This is a genomic window from Maribacter arenosus (assembly GCF_014610845.1).
Lineage (GTDB): Bacteria > Bacteroidota > Bacteroidia > Flavobacteriales > Flavobacteriaceae > Maribacter_A > Maribacter_A arenosus.
Genome location: NZ_JABTCG010000004.1, coordinates 18,543 through 41,791 on the forward strand (window position 1 = coordinate 18,543; position 23,249 = coordinate 41,791).

A 23,249-nucleotide genomic window follows, 5' to 3' on the forward strand; every position below is an offset into this window, starting at 1 on the left:
GAGGATTACAGTTCAACCGTTTTCCCTGTTCGAAAAGATTCGTCCGCCGCCAAAACTATGCGAAGGCTATTCACGGCATCTTGGAGATGATTTTCCATATCAAGATCTTCTTGAATCGTTTTCAGAAAATACATCTGTTCTAAAAGACATAGGCCGTCGTGATCGGGCTCATCGGCCGTACTGATCCATTCATCCTTTTTTACAAACCTACCTGCCGTATCCAAAGCACTGTGGTGCAATTTTAGTCCTCCGGTTTTGGTATGCCCTTCTATATCCTGTGATTCATTTACGGGGCTGTCCGAAATCGAAACCGAACCCTTTGGTCCGATGACATCCTTGATAAAAACAGCGGTTTCACTTATCATTGGCCCCCAGCCAGCTTCGTACCAACCCACAGAACCATCTTCGAAACGCACTTGTAATTGGCCATAATTGTACATGGTGTCTGCAATTTCATCTGAAAGGTTAGCGCCAATGGCACTCACACTAACAGGAACCGATTGGGTCATTAGACACATAATATCTACATAGTGTACCCCACAATCCACTATAGGCGACATAGAATGCATTAATTGCTTGTGGGTATACCAATGGTCTCCATAGCTTTGTTGGTTCAGGTTCATTCGCATAACCAATGGTTTGCCAAGGGTACGGGCAATGTCAACGAATTTGGTCCAGGCAGGATGTACCCTTAGAATATACCCGACCATCATTTTTCTATTCTTACCCATGGCCAATGCCACCAGGTCTTCAGCTTCTTCAACGGTTAAGGCCAAGGGTTTTTCCACAAAAACATGGGCATGGGCATGTAAGGCTGACCTTATATAATCGGCATGGGTGTCGGGATAGGTATTAATGGAAACGGCATCGGGTTTGGTATGCTTCAAGGCCGATTCATAGTTGCTGAACGTAGGATATCCTCCCAAGGCTTTGCTTAGCTTTTCACGGCTTTCCGGATTTCGGCTTACGAGTCCTACGATTTCAAAACCATTCATTTGGTGATAGGCCCTGGCATGGGCGGCACCCATATTTCCGCAGCCGACGACAAGTATCTTTAGTTTTTCCATTTGAGTTTATTTTAAGGCAAACGCAACAATCCGATTCCCTTTTACCGTTCCTAACTTTTCCCCTCCGCAAGCGATGGTAATGTATTGTTTGCCGTTGACTTCATACATAGCCGGCGTGGCGAATGCCGCTGCAGGCAGTTTATATTCCCACAGCAACTTACCGGTATATTTATCGAACACCCTGAAATAACCAACTTTCGTGGCTCCAATAAACAACAATCCGTTCTCTGTAACGATGGGACCCCCATAATTCTCAGTTCCCGTACCCTTGCCTTCTGCCCCCAATTCCGGAGTGTCTCCAAACGGGACGGACCAAATATACTTACCGGTATTTAAATCGATGGCATGCAGGGTCCCCCATGGAGGCGAGATGCCCGGAAGGCCTTTATTATCCAAAAATTTGTTGTATCCTGCATGTTTGTAAGGCAGGGGATAATGGTTCGATTCCCCGGATTTCACTTCCTTTCCAACATTTTCATCAAATAGAAAATCAACCAAAGCTTCCTTTTCCTTATCTGGAATTTGGGGAAAACCGGTCATCATCCCTTTCCCATTAACGATTTGAACGGACACTTCCTCTCTGGTTTTTCTTGCCTTTATATCGATGAGTGATGGGAATCCACTGGCCGCCATGCCAGAACGGTCTACTTTATGGCAAATTACACAATTGTTGAGGTAAACTTGTTCCCCTAAAGAGATGTCTTCACTATTTCGAACTACCTCTTCCATTTGCAATATCCAGGCCATTTCGTTTGAATTCACATAAATGATGCCCTCGTACGGATTCGTTGCCGCGCCACCCCATTCGGCCGCCCCGTCGTATCCGGGCAAAAGTAAAACCGGACCTAGGCTTGGCGGCGCATATATGCGTTTATCGGACTTGGCAAGTATTTCCTTTAATTCCTCTTTGTTTTCGGCAAACGGACTAATGTCATCTGCCGTTAACACATTCGATTGTCTTGCGAATGGCTTTGGTTCGACAGGAAAAGGTTGTGTAGGCCAGGCTTCCTCTCCTTCCAATTTTGAGGAGGGAACTGTTTTTTCGGCTATATCGAATAGGGGCTTTCCGGTTCTTCGGTCAAAAACATAGACATATCCCTGCTTGGTCACCTGGGCTACTGCTGGAATCTTTTTTCCTTTGCGTTCAACCATCAAAAGATTTGGTGGGGCTGGGGGATCCCTATCCCAGATATCGTGATGGGTAAACTGAAAATGCCAGATGCGTTCCCCAGTATTCGCATCCAAAGCCAACAAACAATCCGAATATAAATTACTGCCCTTACGCATTCCGCCATAAAAATCAGGGGCCGCCGATCCCGTAGGGACATAAATAATGCCCAACCTTTTATCCAGTGCCATTCCTGCCCAATTATTCGCCGCACCCACCCACTTATTTTGGTAAGCCTTTATGTCTTTCCAAGTATCATATCCCTCCTCAGTTGGATAGGGAATCGTGTGAAATACCCATTCCAAAGCCCCGGTAATCACATTGAACGCCATGATATCCCCTCGGGCAGCATCAATATCCTCCGAAATTCGGAGCGGCATAACGATCAAATCCTTGTAAATTGTTCCAGGGGTATTTGAGATCACAAACTTGTCTTTATCTTCCTCGGGCAAACCAGATCGGAGATCTATTTTCCCTTGATTACCAAAAGTAGATATAGGTTGGCCCGACAAGGCATCCAAAGCATACAAATCCGGACCCCTTGTAAAAAAAATGCGCCTATCATCCCCATTTTCCCAATAAGAAACCCCACGACTTGTGGAATGCCATACTTGCAATGAATCGCCGAACCGCCATATTTCCTCACCCGTTGCAGCATGTAAGGCAAAAGCACGTAAAGCGGCTGAAACCCCATAAAGCATTGTATCAATTACGATAGGATTCATTTGCATTTGCCCCCAATCCGGAGACTCGTAAGACCAAACTACTTTTAAATCCTTTACGTTTTCCTTAGTTATTTGTGAAAGGGTGGAATAATGGCTTCGGCCCGAATCCCCTAAATAAGTCGACCAACTGGTATAGGATAGGGTCTTTGGGTTTGTATTCTCACAACTGATAAAAGAAATGAATAGAAAACTAACCGCAATCAATTTGCTTAGGGTTTTGTTGCAATGCACTTTCTGTAGCGGGATTGGTTGCCCTAAAGTTATAAAATTATATGTTGGCTTATCGTTGGCCGAAGTATGTTTTTAGCAATCGTGAGACAGATGGGTAATACGATTTACCGAACAAGTTAAGATGCACTAAAAGATAATACAATTGATAGATACCCACTCGTTCCTTTTCAAGGGCTTTAATGGGAATTTGTTCACTGTAAGCGTCATAAAACCTTGAGGAAAACCCGCCAAAAAGTCTTGTCATAGCCAAATCGACCTCAGCATCCCCAAAATATACCGAAGGGTCTATTAAATAAGGGTCGCCTTGCACACCAATGAGATAGTTGCCGCCCCATAAGTCGCCATGAAGTAGCGAAGGAATGGTTTTAGGAAAGTGCATTTGGCATACGCTTTCCATCCGATTTATGGACGGAATTTCTTCTGAAGAAAGCAATTTTTCATCCCTTGCCATTTTCAATTGTGGTAACAATCGTTCCCGTATATAAAATTGAGACCAATCGGTATAGGTTTTGTTTGATTGAGGAAGGGTTCCAATATAATTATCCATTTTCCATCCAAACGATTCCTGACCAACATAAGAATGCATTTCTGCCAATTGATGTCCAAAAGTTTCCATATCCTTTGGGTCAGGATTTTTGGGTTCTATGAATTCCATCAATAAAAAAGAGTACCCTTCGTATTTTCCACAACCCAATATTTCTGGGACCCTGATGGTTTTCGTGTGTTGAATACATTCCAATCCGGCCTTTTCAGTATAGAACATATCCAAGGCGGTATCACTGTCGTTCACCTTACAAAAGAAGCGATGAGTTTGTGTATAGATACAATAGGCATTCGAAATGTCCCCACCGGATAAAGGTTCGACCTTCTTGATCGGACAATCCAAAACCTTACGAATATGTGAATTGAAGTTAGAAGACAGCATTGATTCTTGTAATATTGTAACCTTTGGCCAATACCTAATTGGATTCCTTTTTTATATGATTCAGCAATGGATTGGTACGATGCCCGGTACTAAATTTTAGCATTTCCCAAATCCATATAAAAATAGAAAAATGTTTATCTATACCATCATTTGCACAACGACAGATTAAAACTAACGGTAATTCACTGGGTAAAGTCCATCTATGGATTCAAGAAATATTGAAATTCGGAATGTATAAGGCCATATGAATTCCAAGGCCGATATTTGGAACGTATTCTATAAAATCGGATTCGGGACGTTATATCAATAAAGAGTGGTTATACTAGTTCAATATACTAGCGTATTTAGCAGTGTTGGCCAACAGTTCCTTTGCGGCCAGAATGGCTTCGTCATGGGTTAAATAATGTTCAAATAGCCCTTCCCTATAAAAATACCTTTTAATAATTTCATCCTCCAACTTCTTTTTAATTTCATTATGGTACCGATCCAGGGCGATGACCTTACTTTTGTCGATTTCACTCAACAGGGATTTATAGTTCTCCTGTACCGAAGCCCCTAAAACATCATCATTTTCACCTGACATAGCTTCTTTGATGGCCTTTTCGGTTTTTGTCTCAAAAGCAAAGTCACTTTGGGCGACAAAGGTTTTGAATTCGTTGAAATCAGCATCCGAAAAAGTGAAATCGCTTAAGCTTTCAAGTGAATTTTCATAATGGTAATTCGTGGCATAGTCAAAAATAACATTGTTTTCTTCCAAGGCTTTCATCAAGGTATTGGTGCCAAGCTCATCGATCAAAATATCAGGCAAAACCCCTCCGCCATCTTTTACTTTACGACCATTTCTTGTTTTAAACTCGTTAAATTGGGTCTGACGAACGGCATTTCCATTTTCATCCCTATTCCAATAGTCAAGTGATTGAATACATCTACCCGATGAGGTATAATAGCGGCTAATGGTAACTTTTAATTGGGTGCCATAGGTAAGCTTCAAAGGCCTTTGCACCAGTCCTTTTCCAAAACTCCGAGCCCCCATAATAACAGCGCGGTCCAAGTCCTGCAAGCTTCCAGAAACGATCTCACTTGCCGAGGCACTATTGCCATTGACCAAAATCACCAAAGGAATTTCCGTGTCCTCAGGTTTGTGTTTGGTCCTATATTCTGAGTTGAATTTTTTGACCTTCGATTTTGTGGTCACTATCAATTCACCTTTGGGAACGAATAGATTGGTTACATCAATGGCTTCCGACAATAACCCGCCGGGATTTCCGCGTAAGTCTAAAATAATTTTTTCAGCCCCTCTGCCTTTTAGGTCAAGAAGCGCTGCTTTTGTTTGTGAGGTGGCCTTCGCATTGAATTTTGCAAGAACGATAAACCCTGTTTTGTCATCGACCATATCATAGTAAGGTACGGCATCGACTTCTATGGCTTCACGTTTTATCGATGTGATATGGGTCTTACCCTGTCTTTTATAGGTAATCGCTATTTCAGAATTATTCGCACCTTTAAGAAGTTCACTGGCATTGTCGTCAAAATCAGCTACATTGATATTCCCTATTTTAATTATCTCATCACCAGCCTTTAATCCGGCCTTATCGGCTGGGTAATTCTTATAGGGCTCAATGACCAACAAACGATCATTATATGATCGAACCAAGGCCCCGATGCCCGAGTATTCACCGGCATTGTTCATCTTATAGGCCTCTACATCCTGTTCATTCAAGAATTTGGTGTAGGGATCCAATTCGTTCAACATGTTCTTGATCGCGGTGTCCATCAATTCAGCGGGATTGGTTTCATCCACATAGTTCATGTTGAGTTCCTTGAAAAGGGTGGTGAATATCTCAATTTGTTTGGCTATTTCGAAAAAGTCACTTTTAAAAGCACTACCAACGAATAAAAAGGTAATCGCCAAGATAGGGATCAATACCTTTTTCTTAATCAACTTTTGCATTATCAATTTTTTTTAGAAATTTTTGAAGAATTGCCTTTGTACATTTATCTATCGAATCAAAACTTGGCATTTCCTTACCAAGATATAAAATTAGAAACGCAAAGTTTCCCTCACTATTGTTAAAAACAAGATGTTTGTTTAGTCGATAAGCTTCGCGTAGCAACCTTTTTACACGGTTCCTTTTAACGGCACTTTTAATGTTCTTTTTTGGAACGGCCACACTGGTTTTTATCCGTGCATCCATTGGGGCGTCTATAGCTAAATAGATGAGCTTCAAAGGAAATACCGTTAGGTGCTTCCCTTCGCTAAAAAGCCGTTCGATCAATTTCTTGCTTTTTAGTTTTTCTTTTTTTGGAAATGTAAAGCTGTGTTTTTCTACGCTGTCCGTCATTATGATATTATCCCCGAAGCGGATAATTCCCAGTTAAAAATATGCAAAAAGGCTCTTTTTGTTTTCTAGTGTAAAAGTAAAGAAAATTCATTGCATGGATTTTATGACAATTGTCATTTGTCCACAGCATAAAAAGGTTCTATCTTGTATGGATTAAAATCTATTTTACAATAACTTGCAGACCTTAATACAATTGAAATGGGAGAATTGAATGTTGAAAAATTAATTGGCAATCCAAATAAAGCTTTGTACTTAAAGCAGCTTATGGCTGATATCAAGGCTTTGGAACTAATGCTCGAAAACGACATGTTCGAGAAAGACATTTCAAGGATTGGGGTTGAGCAAGAGTTTTGTTTGGTGAACCAGGAATGGGAGCCGGCCAATAATGCGGATAAGATATTGAAAAAATTAAGCGGGAGACATTTCACCTCTGAACTGGCCTTGTATAACCTTGAGATCAATTTAGAGCCTTTGGAATTTAAAGGGGAGTGCTTTTCGAAATTGCATAAGAACTTAAACGAGCTATTGGATCAGGTTCAGGAAGTCGCCAAAGAATTTGACACTAAACTTGTACTTACGGGAATTTTACCTACGATTCAAACAAGGCACTTGAGCCTTGATTATATGACGCCTTTAAAACGATATCAAGTATTGAACGAAGCTATTAAAGAGATTCGGAAAAATGACATTGAACTGCATATAAAGGGTGTTGATGAGCTGAACCTTAAGCATGATTCCATTCTTTACGAAGGTTGTAATACAAGTTTCCAATCGCATTTGCAGATAGACCCTGATAATTTTGCGGATACCTATAATTGGGCACAGGCTATTGCCGGACCGATCTTGTCAATTTGCACCAACTCCCCAATGTTGATGGGACGCGAACTTTGGGAAGAATCCCGGATTGCCCTTTTTGCACAAAGCGTAGATACCAGGGCCAGTACTTTTATCCTGAACGAAAGGGAATCCAGGGTAGGTTTTGGCAATGAATGGGCCCAAGGCAGCGTAGTTGATTTCTTCAAGGATTCGGTAATTCGATTCAGAAGCTTGGTCACTTCTGATTTCAAGACCGATAGTATTACGGAATTGGAAAAAGGGAATATTCCTAAATTAAAAGCATTGAAACTGCATAACGGGACTGTGTATAAATGGAATAGGTTATGTTATGGGACTTCAAATGGCAGGCCCCATATGCGCCTGGAAAACAGATACTTACCTTCAGGACCATCAACGGCCGATGAGATCGCAAACATGATGTTCTGGGTCGGCGTTATGAAAGGAAGGCCCAAGGAGTTCGATAATATCCATAAAAAAATGGACTTCAAGGATGCAAAGAGCAACTTTTTCAATGCGGCCCGATATGGAATGGCCGCCCAGTTTTATTGGGGCGAAACCTTAATATCAAGTCATGACCTTATTTTGGATCATTTACTTCCAATGGCCTATAGGGGGTTGTATAGCATGAATGTTGCCCCAAAAGACGCAGAACATTACTTAAGGATTATTAAACGCCGTGTACGATCGGCCAATGGATCACGATGGATGGTCGAGGCGTATAGAAAATTACAGAAAGACTTTAAGACTACAGATGCTTTAAAAATATTGACCGCAACCATATATGAGCGGCAACAAAAAGGGTATACTGTTGATGCATGGCGATTGCCAAGGGGGGATGAGTTCAAAATCCCCAAGGAGAACAGGACAGTGGGGGAACGCATGAATATCAGGACCATTACCGCACAGGAAAATGACAGTCTTGAGCTGGTATTGCGAATGATGCAATGGAAAAACATACATCATGTTCCTATTCTGGATAACCATATGGATTTGATCGGCCTACTAACCTGGACCGATGTTGGCAAGTATTTGGATAGTACTGAAGACCATGGGGAAAATATAACGAACATTATGAAGCGCAAATTGGTGACCGTAACCCCAAGCACGCCTTTGGAGGAGGCCCGGAATATGATGCAAAATCATAAGATCAATTGCTTACCCGTTGTCATCGAGAAAAAGCTCGTCGGTATAATTACCTCCAAGGATTTTTAATATATGATAGAAACCCCGAATCCAAAAATAGATGTAAGGACCAAACGTTTCATTGGTCATATTCGAGGCAAGCATCCCGGACCTACCTTGATTTTTTTCGGAGGAATCCATGGAAACGAAAAATCCGGTGTAACCGCACTCCAAAACGTCTTCAAAGAACTGGAAAAAAAAGCCTTTACCTATCATGGTAGTGTTTATGGATTAAAGGGCAATCTCCCAGCCCTATTAAAAGGGAAAAGATATCTGGAGAAGGATTTAAATCGGATTTGGACAACGTCTAAAATCAACAGTATTAAAAGTAGGAATGAAAGTGACCTGTTAGTCGAAGAAAAGGAATTGTTAGAGATCTATTCGCTCATCCAAAGTATTTTGGAACATGAAAGCGGCCCTTATTACTTTATCGATTACCATACGACTTCAAGCAAGACCCTACCTTTTATCACTATCAATGATGCGCTGATCAATAGAAGGTTTTCGAGGCTTTTCCCTGTCCCCATTATTTTAGGGATAGAGGAATATTTAGAAGGGCCATTGCTAAGTTACATTAACGAAAGAGGTTATGTTTCCTTGGGATTTGAGTCTGGTCAACACACCGAGGAAATGGCCATCAAGAACAGTATTGCCTTTACTTGGTTGGCTATGGTTTATAGTGGTTTCCTGAAAAAGTCCGATATTAAGGATTTCAATAAATACTACCAGCAACTTCAAAAATCAGCGGCGAACAACTCCAATTTTTACGAAATTACATACCGCCATCCGATTGATGATATCAACGAATTCAAGATGATGGAAGGATTTAGAAGTTTTGAGGAAGTAGTTCAAGGGACCCCATTGGCCCTAGAGAAAGAGGAGTTTGTTTTAGCGGAAAAAGATGCAATTATCTTTATGCCCTTGTATCAGGAACAAGGTGAGGAGGGATTTTTCCTGATTCGAAAACTATCCATCAGGGTGCTTGTCCTCTCTACTTTTTTACGAAGAACCAGGTTTGGTTCCTTGCTGCATTTTTTACCCGGCGTTTCGTGGGCCAATAAAGAAAAAGAATCACTTCTTGTCAACACCAAAGTTGCCCAATTTTTCACAAAGCCCTTTTTCCACTTATTGGGATATAGAAACCGGGTGCTTGACAAGACTTATTTTATTATGAACAATAGGGAACTTACCGCCAAAAATGAGATGTACCAAAACTCGTGGTGGCATAGGATTATTACACGTAAAACAGACTAATTCACGAAAGACTTACCCAGATTTAATCCAAGGCTTGCCAGATGTTGTTTTCAAGATCAATATCAGCCATAAGTTGTGAAGGGTCTATCACGATTGCCCTTATGGTATCTATGGGTTTATCTACCATAAAATCGAAAGAGGGGTATGCCCATGGCCAATCGGGTAAGATAGTTCTATTAATACCTGGGTACGGATTGGCTTTTTCGCCACGCATCATGCGCAATGGGGCATAATACGTTTCACGTGTACCATCATTATAAACGACCAGAATATCCAAAGGCATTGGCATTAAACCAATTCTTTCTAAAGCAACCTTAGTTCCAGTCCCCTGAGCCGTAACCTCTTTTATGCCATAATCAATGGTATTGGTTGTTTGTGTCCAATCGATTAAATACCAATCCAACTCCATTCCAGACACCTTCTCGGCAGTTCTTTTGAAATCGTTGGGCGTCGGATGTTTAAATTTAAAATCGTCGTAGTATTTTCTCAAAGATTGCATTAGTTTATCCTGTCCTATGACATATCCCAATTGGGCAATGAATACGGCTCCTTTACTATAGGCAGAGGTACTATATGCAAAATTGCTGTCATACCGGTCGGCATGGGTTGTTTGGGGCTGTTCTTGCCCGGAAAGTGCCAATCGGCGATATCCATTATACGAGTTTTCAAAAGGGTTATCATTATTCCTATCCATAATCTCGTTCATACATAAAGCGGAGATGAAAGAAGTAAATCCCTCATCCATCCACTCGTGTTTGGCCTCATTGGTGGCCAACACTTGTTGAAACCAGGAGTGTGCCAATTCGTGGGACATGACGCCGACCAAACTACCAAATTTTCGACCTCCTGTAATCAGGGTGCTCATGGCATATTCCATACCACCATCGCCTCCATGGACTATAGAATATTGTTCATAAGGATATTCTCCAATATTTTTACTAAAGAATTCCATGGCCTCAACCGTTTTAGGCTGAAGTTTCTTCCAGTTATCTATAATTTCCGGGTCGTTTTTATAAAGGAAATGAAGTGTGGGGCCATTTTCCATTTTTAAAGTGTCATGAAGATAATCAGGATCCGCGGCCCACATAAAATCATGCACCATTGGGGCCTTAAAGTGCCAGGTAAGCGTCTTTCCTTTTGGTTTTTTGACCTTTGTTCCCGACATTTCGTACCCATGCCCTATTTCTTGGGGATTTTGAAGATACCCTGTTCCGCCAACCACATAATCCTTATCCAGGGTCAGTTTTACGTCAAAATCACCCCAAACTCCATGGAATTCACGTGAAATGTAAGGGTCTGCATGCCATCCTTCAAAATCATATTCAGCCATTTTCGGATACCATTGGCTCATTGAGAGTGCTACCCCCTCATCATTATTGCGTCCCGAGCGACGGATTTGAACCGGAACTTGGCCCTTGAAATCCATTTTAAAAGTGGTTTTGCCCCCTATAGGAATTGGCTTGGCCAAATCAACAACCAGAATAGTGCCCTCCTCGTTATATGTTGCATTTTCACCATCCTGTGTTAAGGATTCAACATGTAAATACCCTATTTCATTTGGCAATAAAGTCGCTATTCTACTTTTACCTTCCTTCATCATCCTCCCATCGGGGTCTTTTGTACTCTGCAGGCGAATATCCATTTCGCTGCCAGGTTGAAAGGCATTGAAGAATAAGTGAAAATACACACGGGATAATTCATCTGGGGAATTGTTGGTATATATCAAATCCTGTGTCCCTGTATATTGGTAGGTTTTAACATCCATATCAACTTCCATCGAATAGTCGACATGTTGTTGCCAGTACATCTTGGAATTTTGTGCCTGTATGAATACCCCAAAGCCCAATAGGGCAAAATAAAGAACTGTTTTTTTCAACTGCATAAAAAGGGTATGGTTTTTATTTTCCATGGGCCATAGTTCTGGCCATGAGCAATGCGTTATAGGCATTTACAATTTTACCTGACTTACTTATTTTATCCAATGTACTGCTTTTGGAGGTATCTCCACCTAAAATAACAGCAGCTTTGGTACTAAGACCTGATTCAAGTATGATCTTCTTCACCTGAGGCGCGCTTAAACTAGGATATTGGGATCTAACCAAGGCCGCAACACCTGCTACCGCTGGCGAAGCCATTGATGTCCCGGGCATGAACTCATATTTATTTCGAGGTATCGTTGAATAAATATCGGTACCCGGCGCAAAAATATCGACATTAATTGCCCCGTAATTAGAGTAAGAAGCTAACATTTCTGAACCATACTCAGGGTCTAGAGCCCCAACCGTGATTACATTATCGGCAAATTCCGGACCATTGTTTATTTGGTCATTTGGGTAATTGGGATTTTTGGGATTATCCAAATCAACACCATCGTTACCGGCGGCATGAACAATCAAAACGTCTTTGGAGGCCGCATATTTTATTGCATCATACACCCAATCAGCATTGGGCGAAAATGATTTGCCAAAGCTACAATTAATGATCTTCGCACCATTATCAACGGCATATCGTATACCCAAGGCGATATCCTTGTCATACTCATCGCCATTCGGCACCGCACGAATGCTCATTATTTCGACATTATTCGCAACCCCGTTGGCCCCGAGACCGTTATTTCTTTCCGCTGCAATAATACCCGCAACATGGGTGCCATGACTTTCATCTTCAACCCTATTTTGGGGATTACCGTTACCATATTTAGTGTCCATAAGGTCATAGGGATCGTCACCCACCACTTTTCTTCCATCGAAATCAACGTTTAGGTGGTAATTCAATTGTTCTGTAAAATGTTTTATACCATCCTCCAAGTTCTCCATTAATTCAGGAATGCTATCTGCGTAGGAGTACATCTGGGTTAGAATAGCAACATTTCTTTGCATTTCCTCGCTTTCGGCTTTAATGCCAGAAAGGTCTTTTTTGGTATAGTCTGTTTTATCCAAATGCTTTTTTACGGCAGCATCCGCATTTTTTACAGCCTGTAATATTTGTTCGTATTGTTGCTTATTGGCCAAGGCCTCGGGACGTTTTTTGTCAAGCTCGGCTTTAGCTTTGGCCTGAAAACCGGCATCACCGATTTTTAAACGAAGGATCCTCGTATACTCCAATTGCTCATTATAGGATTCACCTAACAAGTTGTATCCATGAATATCATCGATAAAGCCATTATTGTCATCATCTATGTTGTTGCCAGGTTTTTCTTTTTTATTGGTCCATAAAACATCGTCTAAATCTTCATGTTCAAGGTCAATACCCGAATCCAGGACAGCAACAATGACTTTGGTTCCCTTTTTATTTCCAATAATATCGCTATACGCTTTGTCAACACTCATTCCAGGAATGGTATCTGTTATCAAATCGGCATGTCCCCAGGACTTTTTTTGACTATCGGTTAATTCGCTAACCTTAAGCGGGATCGTATCAATATTTTCGATTGGGGTGGTAACTATTGTCGTTGCCCCACAACCCATTAAGATACTTGCTGCTATCATCCCCATAACGGGCTTGTAAAATTTCTCTATCATCTATAAATAATTAAATTAATGTCTATATATCGTGGTTGTCAGGTAAGGAAATTCTAGGATCATTTATCACTATTAATTGAATACTTCATCAAAGGTGTATATTTCGTTCAAACGCACTCCCTTGGCCGTGTTTTTAAGGGTACAGATTTGGTTTTGGGCATCATGTTCGAAGAATAGATAGTAGTTCTCGGCAACCGCCTCGTTCATAAATATTTGTTTTTCTTCCAAACTCAATAATGGCCGTGTGTCATACCCCATGACATAAGGGACGGGTATATGGCCCACTGTCGGCACCAGATCAGCAGCAAAAACCAAGGTTTTCCCCTTATATTTAATATGGGGCAACATTTGCTTATCCGTATGTCCGTCGACAAATAATATGCCAAAGCCCAATTCTGATTTTTGTAGAAAGGAATTTTCACCTCTGGCGATAAATTTTAACTGTCCACTCTCTTGCATGGGTCTTAGGTTTTCATCCAAGAAAGAGGCCTTTTCCCGTAAATTGGGTTCGATAGCCCATTGCCAATGGTCTTCATTGGTCCAAAAGTGCGCGTTTTTGAATGCCGGTTCGTAGCCAGTCCGGTCTTTGTTCCATTGTATACTTCCACCACAGTGGTCAAAATGAAGATGGGTCATAAAAACATCGGTGATATCATCGCGATGAAATCCGAATTTCGCTAATGATTTGTCAAGGGTGTGGTCTCCCCATTGATAGTAATACCCAAAAAATTTATCGGATTGCTTGTTTCCCATACCCGTATCGATGAGAATCAATTTTGCGCCATCCTCGATCAACAGACTACGCGCAGCCATATCGATCATATTATTACTATCGGCGGGATTGGTATTGTTCCAGATGGATTTGGGAACGACGCCGAACATAGCACCACCATCTAACTTAAAATTACCGGTTTCAATAGGATATAATGTCATTGGAATGATGAAAAGACCGCAAATTTAAGAAAAGCATGGAGTATTATTGGTCTTATGTGGTGTTTTATAACTAGTTTTTAACAAAACCACTATTGCTTTGGTGAATTCAACATCGAATAACATATGCCTATTGTCTTTTTCAGTTAATCTATTCTATTACAGATATAGGGTATTTCATTGATCCTGAAGCACACAAATTTATTTAAAAGCCAGTTTTGGTATTTTTTTGGCGGCATAAGGCAATCCAAAATCAATTGCGGGATCCTCTAGGAGCCCTTGTCTTTTCGTAAAACAACGCTCTATTGGTTTTAACTTAGCCAACGGAAGTAATTTACGTTTAGCAAGGGGTGATGTGAATCGGTTTCATGTTTATCCAATCCAATAATCTCGGAGTATATGAAAAACCAAATATATGGTTTTAAAAGGATGCATTTTGGTCTGCAGCTGTTTGGTATGAATGCCCAGGGTAACATAATAATATTTAAGCAAAATGCAAGCAGCATAAATTGTAGATTAGGTAATAAAAAGGTATTTTTCGTTAAAATTTTAATGAATGATTGAATTAGCAGGAATCGTAATACTTGGAATCATTGCGCAATGGGTAGCTTGGCGCCTAAAATTACCGGCTATTTTACCGCTTATTTTGATAGGATTACTTGTAGGGCCTTTTGCTACATTATTCACCGAGGACGGAAGTAAATTGATAGAGCCTATTTGGAATGGTCGAAAAGGGCTTTTCCCTGGGGAGGGCCTATATTATTTCGTTTCATTGGCTATTAGCATTATTCTTTTTGAAGGTGGATTGACCCTAAAGCGTTCTGAAATAAAGAATGTAGGACCTGTAATTACAAAATTGATCACGGTCGGTTCCTTGGTCACATTTTTTGGTGCTGGTTTATCTGCACATTATATTTTTGGGTTAAGCTGGCAAATATCATTTCTATTCTCGGCTTTGATTATAGTAACTGGGCCAACAGTAATCACACCAATCCTAAGGAATATTCCCTTAAAGAAAGATGTTTCGGCGGTTTTAAAGTGGGAAGGCATCCTTATCGACCCCATTGGTGCATTAGTGGCGGTATTGATATTCGAGTTTATCAGTGTAGGCGAGGGTCAGGCTTATACCATGACAGCCCTGATCGATTTCGGTAAAATACTACTCTTTGGCTTTACGTTCGGGTTTACCTTTGCACACGGGTTGGCGTTTGCTATAAAGAAAGACCTTATTCCCCACTACTTGCTTAATGTGGTTTCCTTATCGGTGGTCTTATTGGTCTTTATTGAGTCCGATATTTTTGCCCATGAGTCAGGTCTTTTGGCAGTTGTAGTTATGGGAATGGTCATTGGTAATATGGACCTACCCAATATTAAGGAACTATTATATTTTAAAGAGTCACTGAGCGTACTCCTAATCTCCATTCTTTTTATTTTGTTGGCCGCCAATATCAATATCGCTGATCTGGAGTTGATATACAATTGGAATACCGTTGTCCTTTTTGCTATTGTTGTCTTTTTGATACGGCCTTTGGGGGTATTTCTAAGTGCATTGGGATCAAATTTAAAATTTAAAGAAAAATTGTTTATTGGTTGGGTGGGTCCACGAGGTATCGTAGCAGCTGGTATCGCCTCACTCTTTGGTTCAAAATTGATGTTGCGGGGGGAGCCTGGAGCAGAATATATAACCCCCTTGGTTTTTATGATCGTATTGGGAACGGTATTACTCAATGCCACAACAGCACGATTGTTTGCAAAGGCCGTAGGCGTATTCCTTACAAAATCAGAAGGGATAGTTATCATTGGGGCATCAAAGATATCCCGTTTAATAGGCCATTATTTAATGAATAACGGAAGACATGTCGTCCTTATAGACAATAATGAGACCAATATCAACAAGGCAAAAAAAATTGGCTTGGAAGCTTTTACGGCCAATATATTTTCAGACTCCCTTACCGATAATATCGAATTGAACGATGTAGGTTATTTGATGGCCCTGACAGGAAACTCGGACATCAATAAATTCGCCATCAAAAAATTCGGAAAACAATTCGGGGAAAACGGTTCTTTTCGTTTGGTGGACACCGATGAAATGATCGATCCGGAGAACAACCCTACCGAAGGCTTGTTTTCCCATACGGATGACTTCATTAAGCTTATGGAGGCGGCCAGAAAATATCCTGCGATACATGAGATAGCATTGAATAGTCAGGAGCATTATCTAGACTTGATCAAGATTACCGAGGCCGATGAAGATATCATACCTATATTCATAAAAACCCCTGAGGGTGAATTAAAGATCATTTCTTCCCATAGTGATCAATTCAAGGATATTAAAAATGGCTATAGCTTGGTCTATCTCGGAAAAATGTTCGACATTGATCAGTCCGCGTTAAAAACCAAAGTCGCTGGGGAGTGATTCCTTTTATTTGGTCAAAAGCAAAACCCAAGGGCCATTATTCGGTGCCTTGAAGTTATTCTTTGTTACTTTTCCTATCTGTTTGGGGAGACCTGTTTTAGGGTCTATCCATGTATATTTCATGTTTTTCGGTAAACCTTTGATATTAAGTTCACCCCCATTTTTTAAAAAGGAAATATAGAGTTGATCTTCTTTTACCAATAGGGGCTTACCTTCGGCCAAATCCCATCTTTTTTCGATATCGCTTATATCCAAGTTCTTGGTAATCTTGCCAATCAGGCCCACAAAGCTCGATCCCTCCAAATGCAACGCCCCATCCCAAGAAAGGGGTTGATCGGTCCAAGCTTCCCATCCTTTTTCGTCCGGTGTAATTTTCCATTGCCAAAGACTTGCGGCTCCGTAAACCACGCCCATTGTGCCCCCATGCATTAATTGCATCCATGCCTCTTCCCCCTGCCACCAACCGAGTGCATTTTGACCATTGTCCATGCCTTCATATGTGGGTTCCCCATTGGCCACGGCCTTTATGGGTTGGTTGTCATACATTCGTTCTACCTTATGGTATAGATGTTTAGCGTCATGTCCGGTTTGCGCCCATTGAAAGTCCAACCACTCTTCATCTTGATAGGATTTGTTGTTGTGAAAACAATGCGAACGGTCCCCACTGGCCCATGAGGCCAAATAATCATCACAAGGGTTGTAATGTATACCAACAGGTTGCTGGTAACAATCCCATTTTTGTAGCATTTCCCCACTCTCCTTAACTCCGGGATCTTTCCCGTTGTGATCTCCGGCTATGAGCCATATTGCCGGCATACTCCCATATCGTGCTAAAAGATATTTGGTATAACGTACATATTCCTGGGGGTTGATGTTGCTTCCCAATACTTGTAATCCTTTCCATCCAAAACCATGGAAAACGGGTTGATAAACCGGTACAATTTCGTAATCGATAAGAATTTTTACCAAGGAATCATAATATTGAAAGTAGTCAACGTTCATCTTATTTATATGCCCATCCGATAAATCTGCAAAGGCCCTCTTAAAACCCAAAACGGTATTGCGCTCGTTCGGACCTTCTGCCTTGGTGTCTGGCTGTAGGGTCATCATAAGTGCAGCATTAAACCCTTTTTGTTGTCGGTCATTGGCATAAGCATTAACCTGTTCCTCGGTAGCCCTAAAGGGTATTGCCCATGGGGTATCGCCCACCACTAAAAAGGACTTACCGGAGTAGTGCCTAACATTTCTATGGCCCTTGGTCATCTTCAGTAGTCCATTTGAAATCAATGTATTGCTACCGGAATAGGGGATTGACCTAAAGGTTCCAGTTTGCCCGTTCAGGCCCGAATCGCTTGTATTAGAAGAAAAAGATGTCCATGTCCAGGTTTGATCATCATCGATAGGGGCGAAACGAATTTTCCAAGTATTTTCACCATCCCAGAATGCGGGCCTTATCAAGGAATCCCCTTTTTGGTTTGTAAAAGCACCCCATACTTCAACTTCGGTATAGGGATTCGCGTATTCCATTGTGGAGGATAGAGAAATCTCAACGGTGCTCCATTGGGGAAATTCATCGGGGTTTTCCTGGCAAGATGGATAAACCCAATATAACATCAATACAGTTATTATCAATAGATTTTTCATGGCATATTATAGGCGTTGGAGAAAGATACAAAATTTCACTAGTAGGCTTCCACCGCCTCTGTGTTCTGCAGACACTTGTTTAAAAATCTTTGATTTAAGGGCAAGGCAACCTATCCTGAAAATGGTTCCGCTTGCCATATGGTCACGGTGATATCTTCAAGGTCGATTTCATAATTCTTGCCGGCCACCATGCTGAAGAAGTGGATCGAGGACTCTCTTTTTATTTTATTGGCCAGCATAGAGGTGTCTATTTCCCCACCATCCTGTCGCCATATGAAAATCGAATTTTCCTCTACTTGTATGATACGGTGTTTAGCCGTAAACTGAGCAATATAAAGTGTCATTATAAGGGAAAGTTTAGTGTAAATGTAGTGTGTAATTTTGAATAAATTGTTCAAGAAACAACGCTTTATTTATAAAGACCGATTAACAATACAATTGCCCCGACACCAATGGAACACAGGAACAGCGAAGTTTTATCGATATGGCCGATGATACGACCAGGTGCGATAGGGCAGAGAATCAGGATCGGATAAAAGGGGTACCCAGGAATTGGTTTTTGACGCTAGTCGTTCAGTTTAAGGACGGCCATAAACGCTTGCTGGGGAATTTCCACATTACCGACTTGGCGCATCCGTTTTTTTCCTTTTTTCTGCTTTTCCAGAAGTTTACGTTTACGTGAGATATCTCCTCCATAACATTTGGCGGTAACATCCTTTCGAAGGGCCTTGATCGTCTCCCTTGATATTATTTTCGCTCCTATTGCGGCCTGTATGGGAATATCAAATTGTTGCCGTGGAATAAGTTCCTTTAATTTTTCGCACATTTTCTTTCCAATATTGGCTGCATTATCGGAATGAATCAAGGCAGATAGTGCATCAACAGGCTGGGAATTCAATAAAATATCGACACGCACCAATTTAGAGACACGCATTCCTATGGGCGTATAATCAAAAGAGGCATACCCTTTTGAAACCGTTTTTAGCCGATCGTAGAAATCAAATACAATTTCAGCCAAAGGCATATCAAAGCTCAATTCTACCCTTTCGGTAGTCAAATAAGTCTGATTGGTGATAAGTCCCCTTTTATCAATACATAACGACATAACGTTTCCAACGAAATCGGCCTTCGTTATAATTGTGGCCTTGATGTAAGGCTCCTCTACGCGATCGATCGTTGATGGATCGGGAAGATCGGAAGGATTGTTCACGATCAACGGAACATCCGGGTCCTTTCGTGTATACGCATGGTAACTAACGTTGGGCACGGTGGTAATGACGGTCATGTCAAATTCGCGCTCTAATCGTTCCTGGATGATTTCCATATGCAGCATGCCCAAGAAACCGCAACGAAATCCAAAACCTAGGGCAGCACTACTTTCCGGGGTAAAAACCAAAGAGGCATCGTTAAGCTGAAGTTTTTCCATCGAGGAACGCAGCTCTTCAAAGTCTTCAGTATCCACGGGGTAGATGCCCGCGAAAACCATGGGCTTTACGTCTTCGAATCCTCCAATGGGGTTTTTGGTAGGGTTGTTCGCGTCAGTGATCGTATCCCCGACCTTCACTTCCCTAGCATCCTTGATTCCGGTTATCAAATAGCCTACATCACCAGTTTTTATGACCTGTTTGGGATGCTGGGTTAATTTTAGGGTACCTACTTCGTCGGCGAAATAGCTTTTGTTCGTAGCGACAAATTTTATTTTCTGACCTTTTTTTATTTCCCCATTGATGACCCTAAAATAAGTTTCCACCCCTCTAAACGGGTTGTAAACAGAGTCGAATACCAATGCCTGTAAGGGTTGGTCAGCTACACCTGTGGGAGCCGGAATGCGTTCTATAATAGCTTCAAGTATCTCCCCGATTCCAATACCGGTTTTGGCACTGGCAGGGATGACCTCGTCAGCGTCGCAACCTAAAAGGTCAACAATATCATCGGTTACTTCCTCTGGATTGGCACTGGGCAGATCTATTTTGTTCAGTATGGGAATGATCGTCAAGTCATTCTCCAATGCAAGATATAAATTGCTTATGGTTTGGGCCTGAATACTTTGGGCTGCATCGACCACCAAGAGGGCTCCTTCACAGGCCGCTATAGAGCGGGAAACCTCGTAGGAAAAATCAACATGTCCCGGAGTATCGATCAGGTTTAGGGTATATTGTTCGCCTTTATAGGTATAGTCCATTTGTATGGCATGGCTTTTAATCGTAATACCACGCTCACGCTCGAGGTCCATATTATCGAGTAGTTGTTCCTTTTTTTCACGTTCCGTCACAGAACCCGTAAAATCGAGCAACCGATCGGCCAAGGTGCTTTTACCATGGTCAATATGGGCGATAATGCAAAAGTTTCGTATGTTCTTCAACTACTCTTCAGATTAAATGTAAGTGATTAAGGGCCTTAAATGCTTAAAGGACATCATCTTTTAAAAGTGCAAATATAATGTAAAATAAACCTAGGTTAATTTAAGGGATGGATTTTATGGATGGGGCCGTTTTTTAGAGGATAATCGTTGAAACGCACATATTTTTGTAGGATAATACGGTTTATAATTGTTAAATTTACGCGCCAATCGAAAGTTTACGTGAATTATCGAGTACCGACCTTAATTTTTATTAGCCTAATATCCTGTTCTTATCTCTTACGTGCCCAAGAATTTTCTATTCAAGGAAAGGTACTAAGTAGTGAAAGGGAAACCATCTGGTTGGCGAACGTGCTATTATTAAGTCCTTTGGATACGCTCTTGATCAATGGCTCATCCTCTGACGAAAAGGGGATGTTCAAGATTACCAATGTACCACCCGGCAAATACCTTCTTAAAGCCAGTTATCTTGAAAATGAATCGGACTATTTGGAAATCGATGTGGCCTCAGATTCCGACATTGGGGAAATCTCAATCTCTAACTACGCGCAGACCTTGGATGAGGTCATCGTGTCGACCCAAAAGCCAAGGATCGAACGCAAGGTTGACCGCTTGGTGTTCAACATCGGCAATACGGCTCTATCTGACAGTGATATTTGGGAAGCCTTAAAACGGGCTCCAGGTGTTGTAGTGATCAACAACCAGCTTTCGGTGAATGGGAACAAGGATATTGGAATTATGATCAACGGAAGGAAAGTGAACCTTCCTAGGACCGATGTAATAAATCTCCTTTCCGGGACTTCTGCCAGCAATGTAGAATCGATCGAGGTAATTACCAATCCTCCCTCCAAGTATAGCGCGGAAGACGGTATGTTGATAAACATCAATATGAAGAAAAACCTTATTTCGGGATACAATGGGGCCATTTTCAATCGCTATACCCAAGGGGTTTATCCCAAACATACCCTTGGTACGGATCATTATTTCAAAGGTAAAAAAGCCAGTTTATCATTAAATTACAGTTTTAATAGGGAAAAATGGCTCACACGATATACCGATATCACCAACTTTATTGAAGAGGGCGTGGTTACATCGACTTGGAAAGCTGATGAAAATTACATTCGTCGGCGCAAACGGCATAATTTCAATGCGTTTTTCGATTATGTTTTCGATGACCGTAACGCCTTGTCAGTATCTACCCTGAATCAATGGAACCCGAAGGTATCGAGACTTTATGATACCGAAACCCGTATCAGTGACCCCGATGGGGCCGATGTTTCCAGTTTTATCACATTGAACGATTCTGAGGAAAATCAGATTAATACGTCACTTTACCTCGATTTTGTGCATAAATTCAAAAAAAAGGGCGCTGAACTATCATTGAATACCCATTACACGTATTATGATTATGAACGTGACCAAGATCTGAATACCGAGTTCTTCGATGTAGATGGCACCGTTTCGGATCAAGATGATTTCTTGACCAATTCCATACAGAACATTAATCTATTTAGTATACAGGGCGATTTTGTCACCCCAATGGGCACTACCTCTAAATTAGAGACAGGCATCCGGTTCGCGGGAATCCATTCTAAGAGTTTTATTGAACAATCGGGATTCGATCGTGATCAAGCAGGGATCGATCCAACAGGGTCTGCAGAGTTCGATTATGATGAAAGTATTTTCGCAGGGTATGGCAGCTTTGATACGAAATGGGATAAATGGAACTTCAAAGCCGGACTTAGAGGGGAATATACCTCCACAATAGGATCCTTAGATATCGACAATGCAATTAAGAAGAATGATTATTTCAAGGTTTTCCCATCCTTGTCGTTACAATATACCCCTAATAAGAACCATGATTTCCATTATTATTATTATCGAAGGATAACCCGTCCTCGTTACAACAGTTTAAATCCGTTTCAGATTTTTCAAAGCTTCAATTCCGTTATCGAGGGCAATCCGGAGCTCTTGCCTTCTTCTCGGCACTATATGGCCGGTGGGTATACGTTAAATCGCGCCTATACGTTTGAGGCGTTCTATAAGAACCGAATGAACAACTATCAACTTCTTGTTTTCCAGGATAACGAAAATGAGATTTTACGGTTTATCAGTTCTAATGTGGATAAGGATATTGCCTATGGTTTCAATTTTTCGATAAGTAAGAACCTTACCAGTTTTTGGCATTTTTACTTTATGGCATCCACCTCCTACATCGAGAGTCGATTTACCGATTTGGATTCGGGGCAATTGGTCAAAAATGGGTTATGGAATACCTATATTAGGTCCAATAGCGGATTTTCGTTCTTAACCGATAAAAGTCTTAAGGCCGATATCAGCATCCTTTATTCTTCCCCCGTTATTTTGGGGAACTCAAGACAGGATGACTATTTTAAATTTGGACTTGCTTTACGCAAAACCATTTTCAATAAAAATGGAAGCATTTCCTTGGGTATCGATGATGTTTTCAATGAGGCTAGTCTATTTACTACAAGAAAGTATTTAAATCAAAACAACACCTCCTATTACAGACCGGAAAGCAGATTGCTGGTCGTGGGTTTTAGATATAACTTCGGGAATACAAAAATACGCTCTAATGAAAAGTCTAAGAATGTTGATGAGCGTGGACGTATATAATTTTGGTCAGA

At 41.2% G+C, this 23,249-nt stretch carries 15 protein-coding genes; 4 read left to right on the top strand and 11 right to left on the bottom strand.

From position 1 onward, the window contains the following. Positions 1-5 precede the first annotated feature (5 nt). The 5 genes from HPE63_RS11080 to rnpA all read right to left on the bottom strand — a co-directional run bounded on the left by HPE63_RS11080 (position 6) and on the right by rnpA (position 6,458). On the bottom strand, positions 6-1,067 hold the full coding sequence (locus HPE63_RS11080) for a Gfo/Idh/MocA family protein (protein WP_188314350.1): 1,062 nt from the start codon (positions 1,065-1,067) through the stop codon (positions 6-8). Between the two features lie 6 nt (positions 1,068-1,073). Continuing rightward, positions 1,074-3,164 (bottom strand): pyrroloquinoline quinone-dependent dehydrogenase, encoded by a 2,091-nt coding sequence (locus HPE63_RS11085; RefSeq protein WP_223198126.1) that lies wholly within the window; start codon positions 3,162-3,164, stop codon positions 1,074-1,076. 76 nt (positions 3,165-3,240) lie between these two features. Continuing rightward, on the bottom strand, positions 3,241-4,116 hold the full coding sequence (locus HPE63_RS11090) for a fructosamine kinase family protein (RefSeq protein ID WP_188314352.1): 876 nt from the start codon (positions 4,114-4,116) through the stop codon (positions 3,241-3,243). A 322-nt stretch (positions 4,117-4,438) separates the two neighbouring features. After that, positions 4,439-6,067, bottom strand: coding sequence for a S41 family peptidase (locus tag HPE63_RS11095; RefSeq protein ID WP_188314353.1), 1,629 nt, complete (start codon positions 6,065-6,067; stop codon positions 4,439-4,441). After that, entirely contained in the window at positions 6,051-6,458 is a 408-nt protein-coding gene (gene rnpA / locus HPE63_RS11100) for a ribonuclease P protein component (RefSeq protein WP_188314354.1), read from the bottom strand. Before rnpA ends, HPE63_RS11095 begins: the two co-directional genes overlap by 17 nt. A 198-nt stretch (positions 6,459-6,656) precedes the next feature. Between rnpA and HPE63_RS11105 the strand changes: the two genes are divergently transcribed. Together HPE63_RS11105 and HPE63_RS11110 are read left to right on the top strand one after the other, a co-directional pair. Next, the gene (locus HPE63_RS11105; RefSeq protein WP_188314355.1) at positions 6,657-8,507 is read left to right on the top strand and encodes a CBS domain-containing protein; all 1,851 of its coding nucleotides are present in this window, start codon (positions 6,657-6,659) and stop codon (positions 8,505-8,507) included. 3 nt (positions 8,508-8,510) lie between these two features. Further along, positions 8,511-9,731 carry a M14 family metallopeptidase gene (locus HPE63_RS11110; protein WP_188314356.1) on the top strand — a complete coding sequence of 407 codons (1,221 nt, stop codon included), beginning with the start codon at positions 8,511-8,513 and terminating at the stop codon, positions 9,729-9,731. Between the two features lie 22 nt (positions 9,732-9,753). Here the strand turns inward: HPE63_RS11110 and HPE63_RS11115 are convergent, their stop codons facing one another. The 3 genes from HPE63_RS11115 to HPE63_RS11125 all read right to left on the bottom strand — a co-directional run bounded on the left by HPE63_RS11115 (position 9,754) and on the right by HPE63_RS11125 (position 14,185). Then, complete coding sequence (locus HPE63_RS11115) at positions 9,754-11,613, bottom strand: M1 family metallopeptidase (RefSeq protein ID WP_188314828.1); 1,860 nt, start codon at positions 11,611-11,613, stop codon at positions 9,754-9,756. Positions 11,614-11,629: 16 nt separating this feature from the next. Further along, positions 11,630-13,252 carry a S8 family peptidase gene (locus HPE63_RS11120; protein ID WP_188314357.1) on the bottom strand — a complete coding sequence of 541 codons (1,623 nt, stop codon included), beginning with the start codon at positions 13,250-13,252 and terminating at the stop codon, positions 11,630-11,632. A 72-nt stretch (positions 13,253-13,324) separates the two neighbouring features. Continuing rightward, positions 13,325-14,185: an MBL fold metallo-hydrolase gene (locus HPE63_RS11125; RefSeq protein ID WP_188314358.1), complete on the bottom strand. Its 861-nt coding sequence runs from the start codon at positions 14,183-14,185 to the stop codon at positions 13,325-13,327. 553 nt (positions 14,186-14,738) lie between these two features. On the opposite strand from HPE63_RS11125, the gene HPE63_RS11130 reads away from it, so the two are divergent. Continuing rightward, entirely contained in the window at positions 14,739-16,598 is a 1,860-nt protein-coding gene (locus HPE63_RS11130; RefSeq protein WP_188314359.1) for a cation:proton antiporter, read from the top strand. Positions 16,599-16,604: 6 nt separating this feature from the next. Here HPE63_RS11130 and HPE63_RS11135 read toward each other — a convergent pair whose 3' ends face one another. The 3 genes from HPE63_RS11135 to lepA all read right to left on the bottom strand — a co-directional run bounded on the left by HPE63_RS11135 (position 16,605) and on the right by lepA (position 20,604). Then, positions 16,605-18,242, bottom strand: a complete 1,638-nt coding sequence (locus tag HPE63_RS11135) for an apiosidase-like domain-containing protein (protein ID WP_188314360.1) — start codon at positions 18,240-18,242, stop codon at positions 16,605-16,607. A 110-nt stretch (positions 18,243-18,352) separates the two neighbouring features. Continuing rightward, positions 18,353-18,586, bottom strand: coding sequence for a GTP-binding protein LepA (locus HPE63_RS11140; RefSeq protein ID WP_188314361.1), 234 nt, complete (start codon positions 18,584-18,586; stop codon positions 18,353-18,355). 221 nt (positions 18,587-18,807) lie between these two features. Further along, complete coding sequence (lepA, locus tag HPE63_RS11145) at positions 18,808-20,604, bottom strand: translation elongation factor 4 (RefSeq protein WP_188314362.1); 1,797 nt, start codon at positions 20,602-20,604, stop codon at positions 18,808-18,810. A 219-nt stretch (positions 20,605-20,823) separates the two neighbouring features. Here lepA and HPE63_RS11150 point away from each other — a divergent pair, with 219 nt between their 5' ends. Beyond that, positions 20,824-23,238, top strand: a complete 2,415-nt coding sequence (locus tag HPE63_RS11150) for a TonB-dependent receptor domain-containing protein (protein ID WP_188314363.1) — start codon at positions 20,824-20,826, stop codon at positions 23,236-23,238. Positions 23,239-23,249 lie beyond the last annotated feature (11 nt).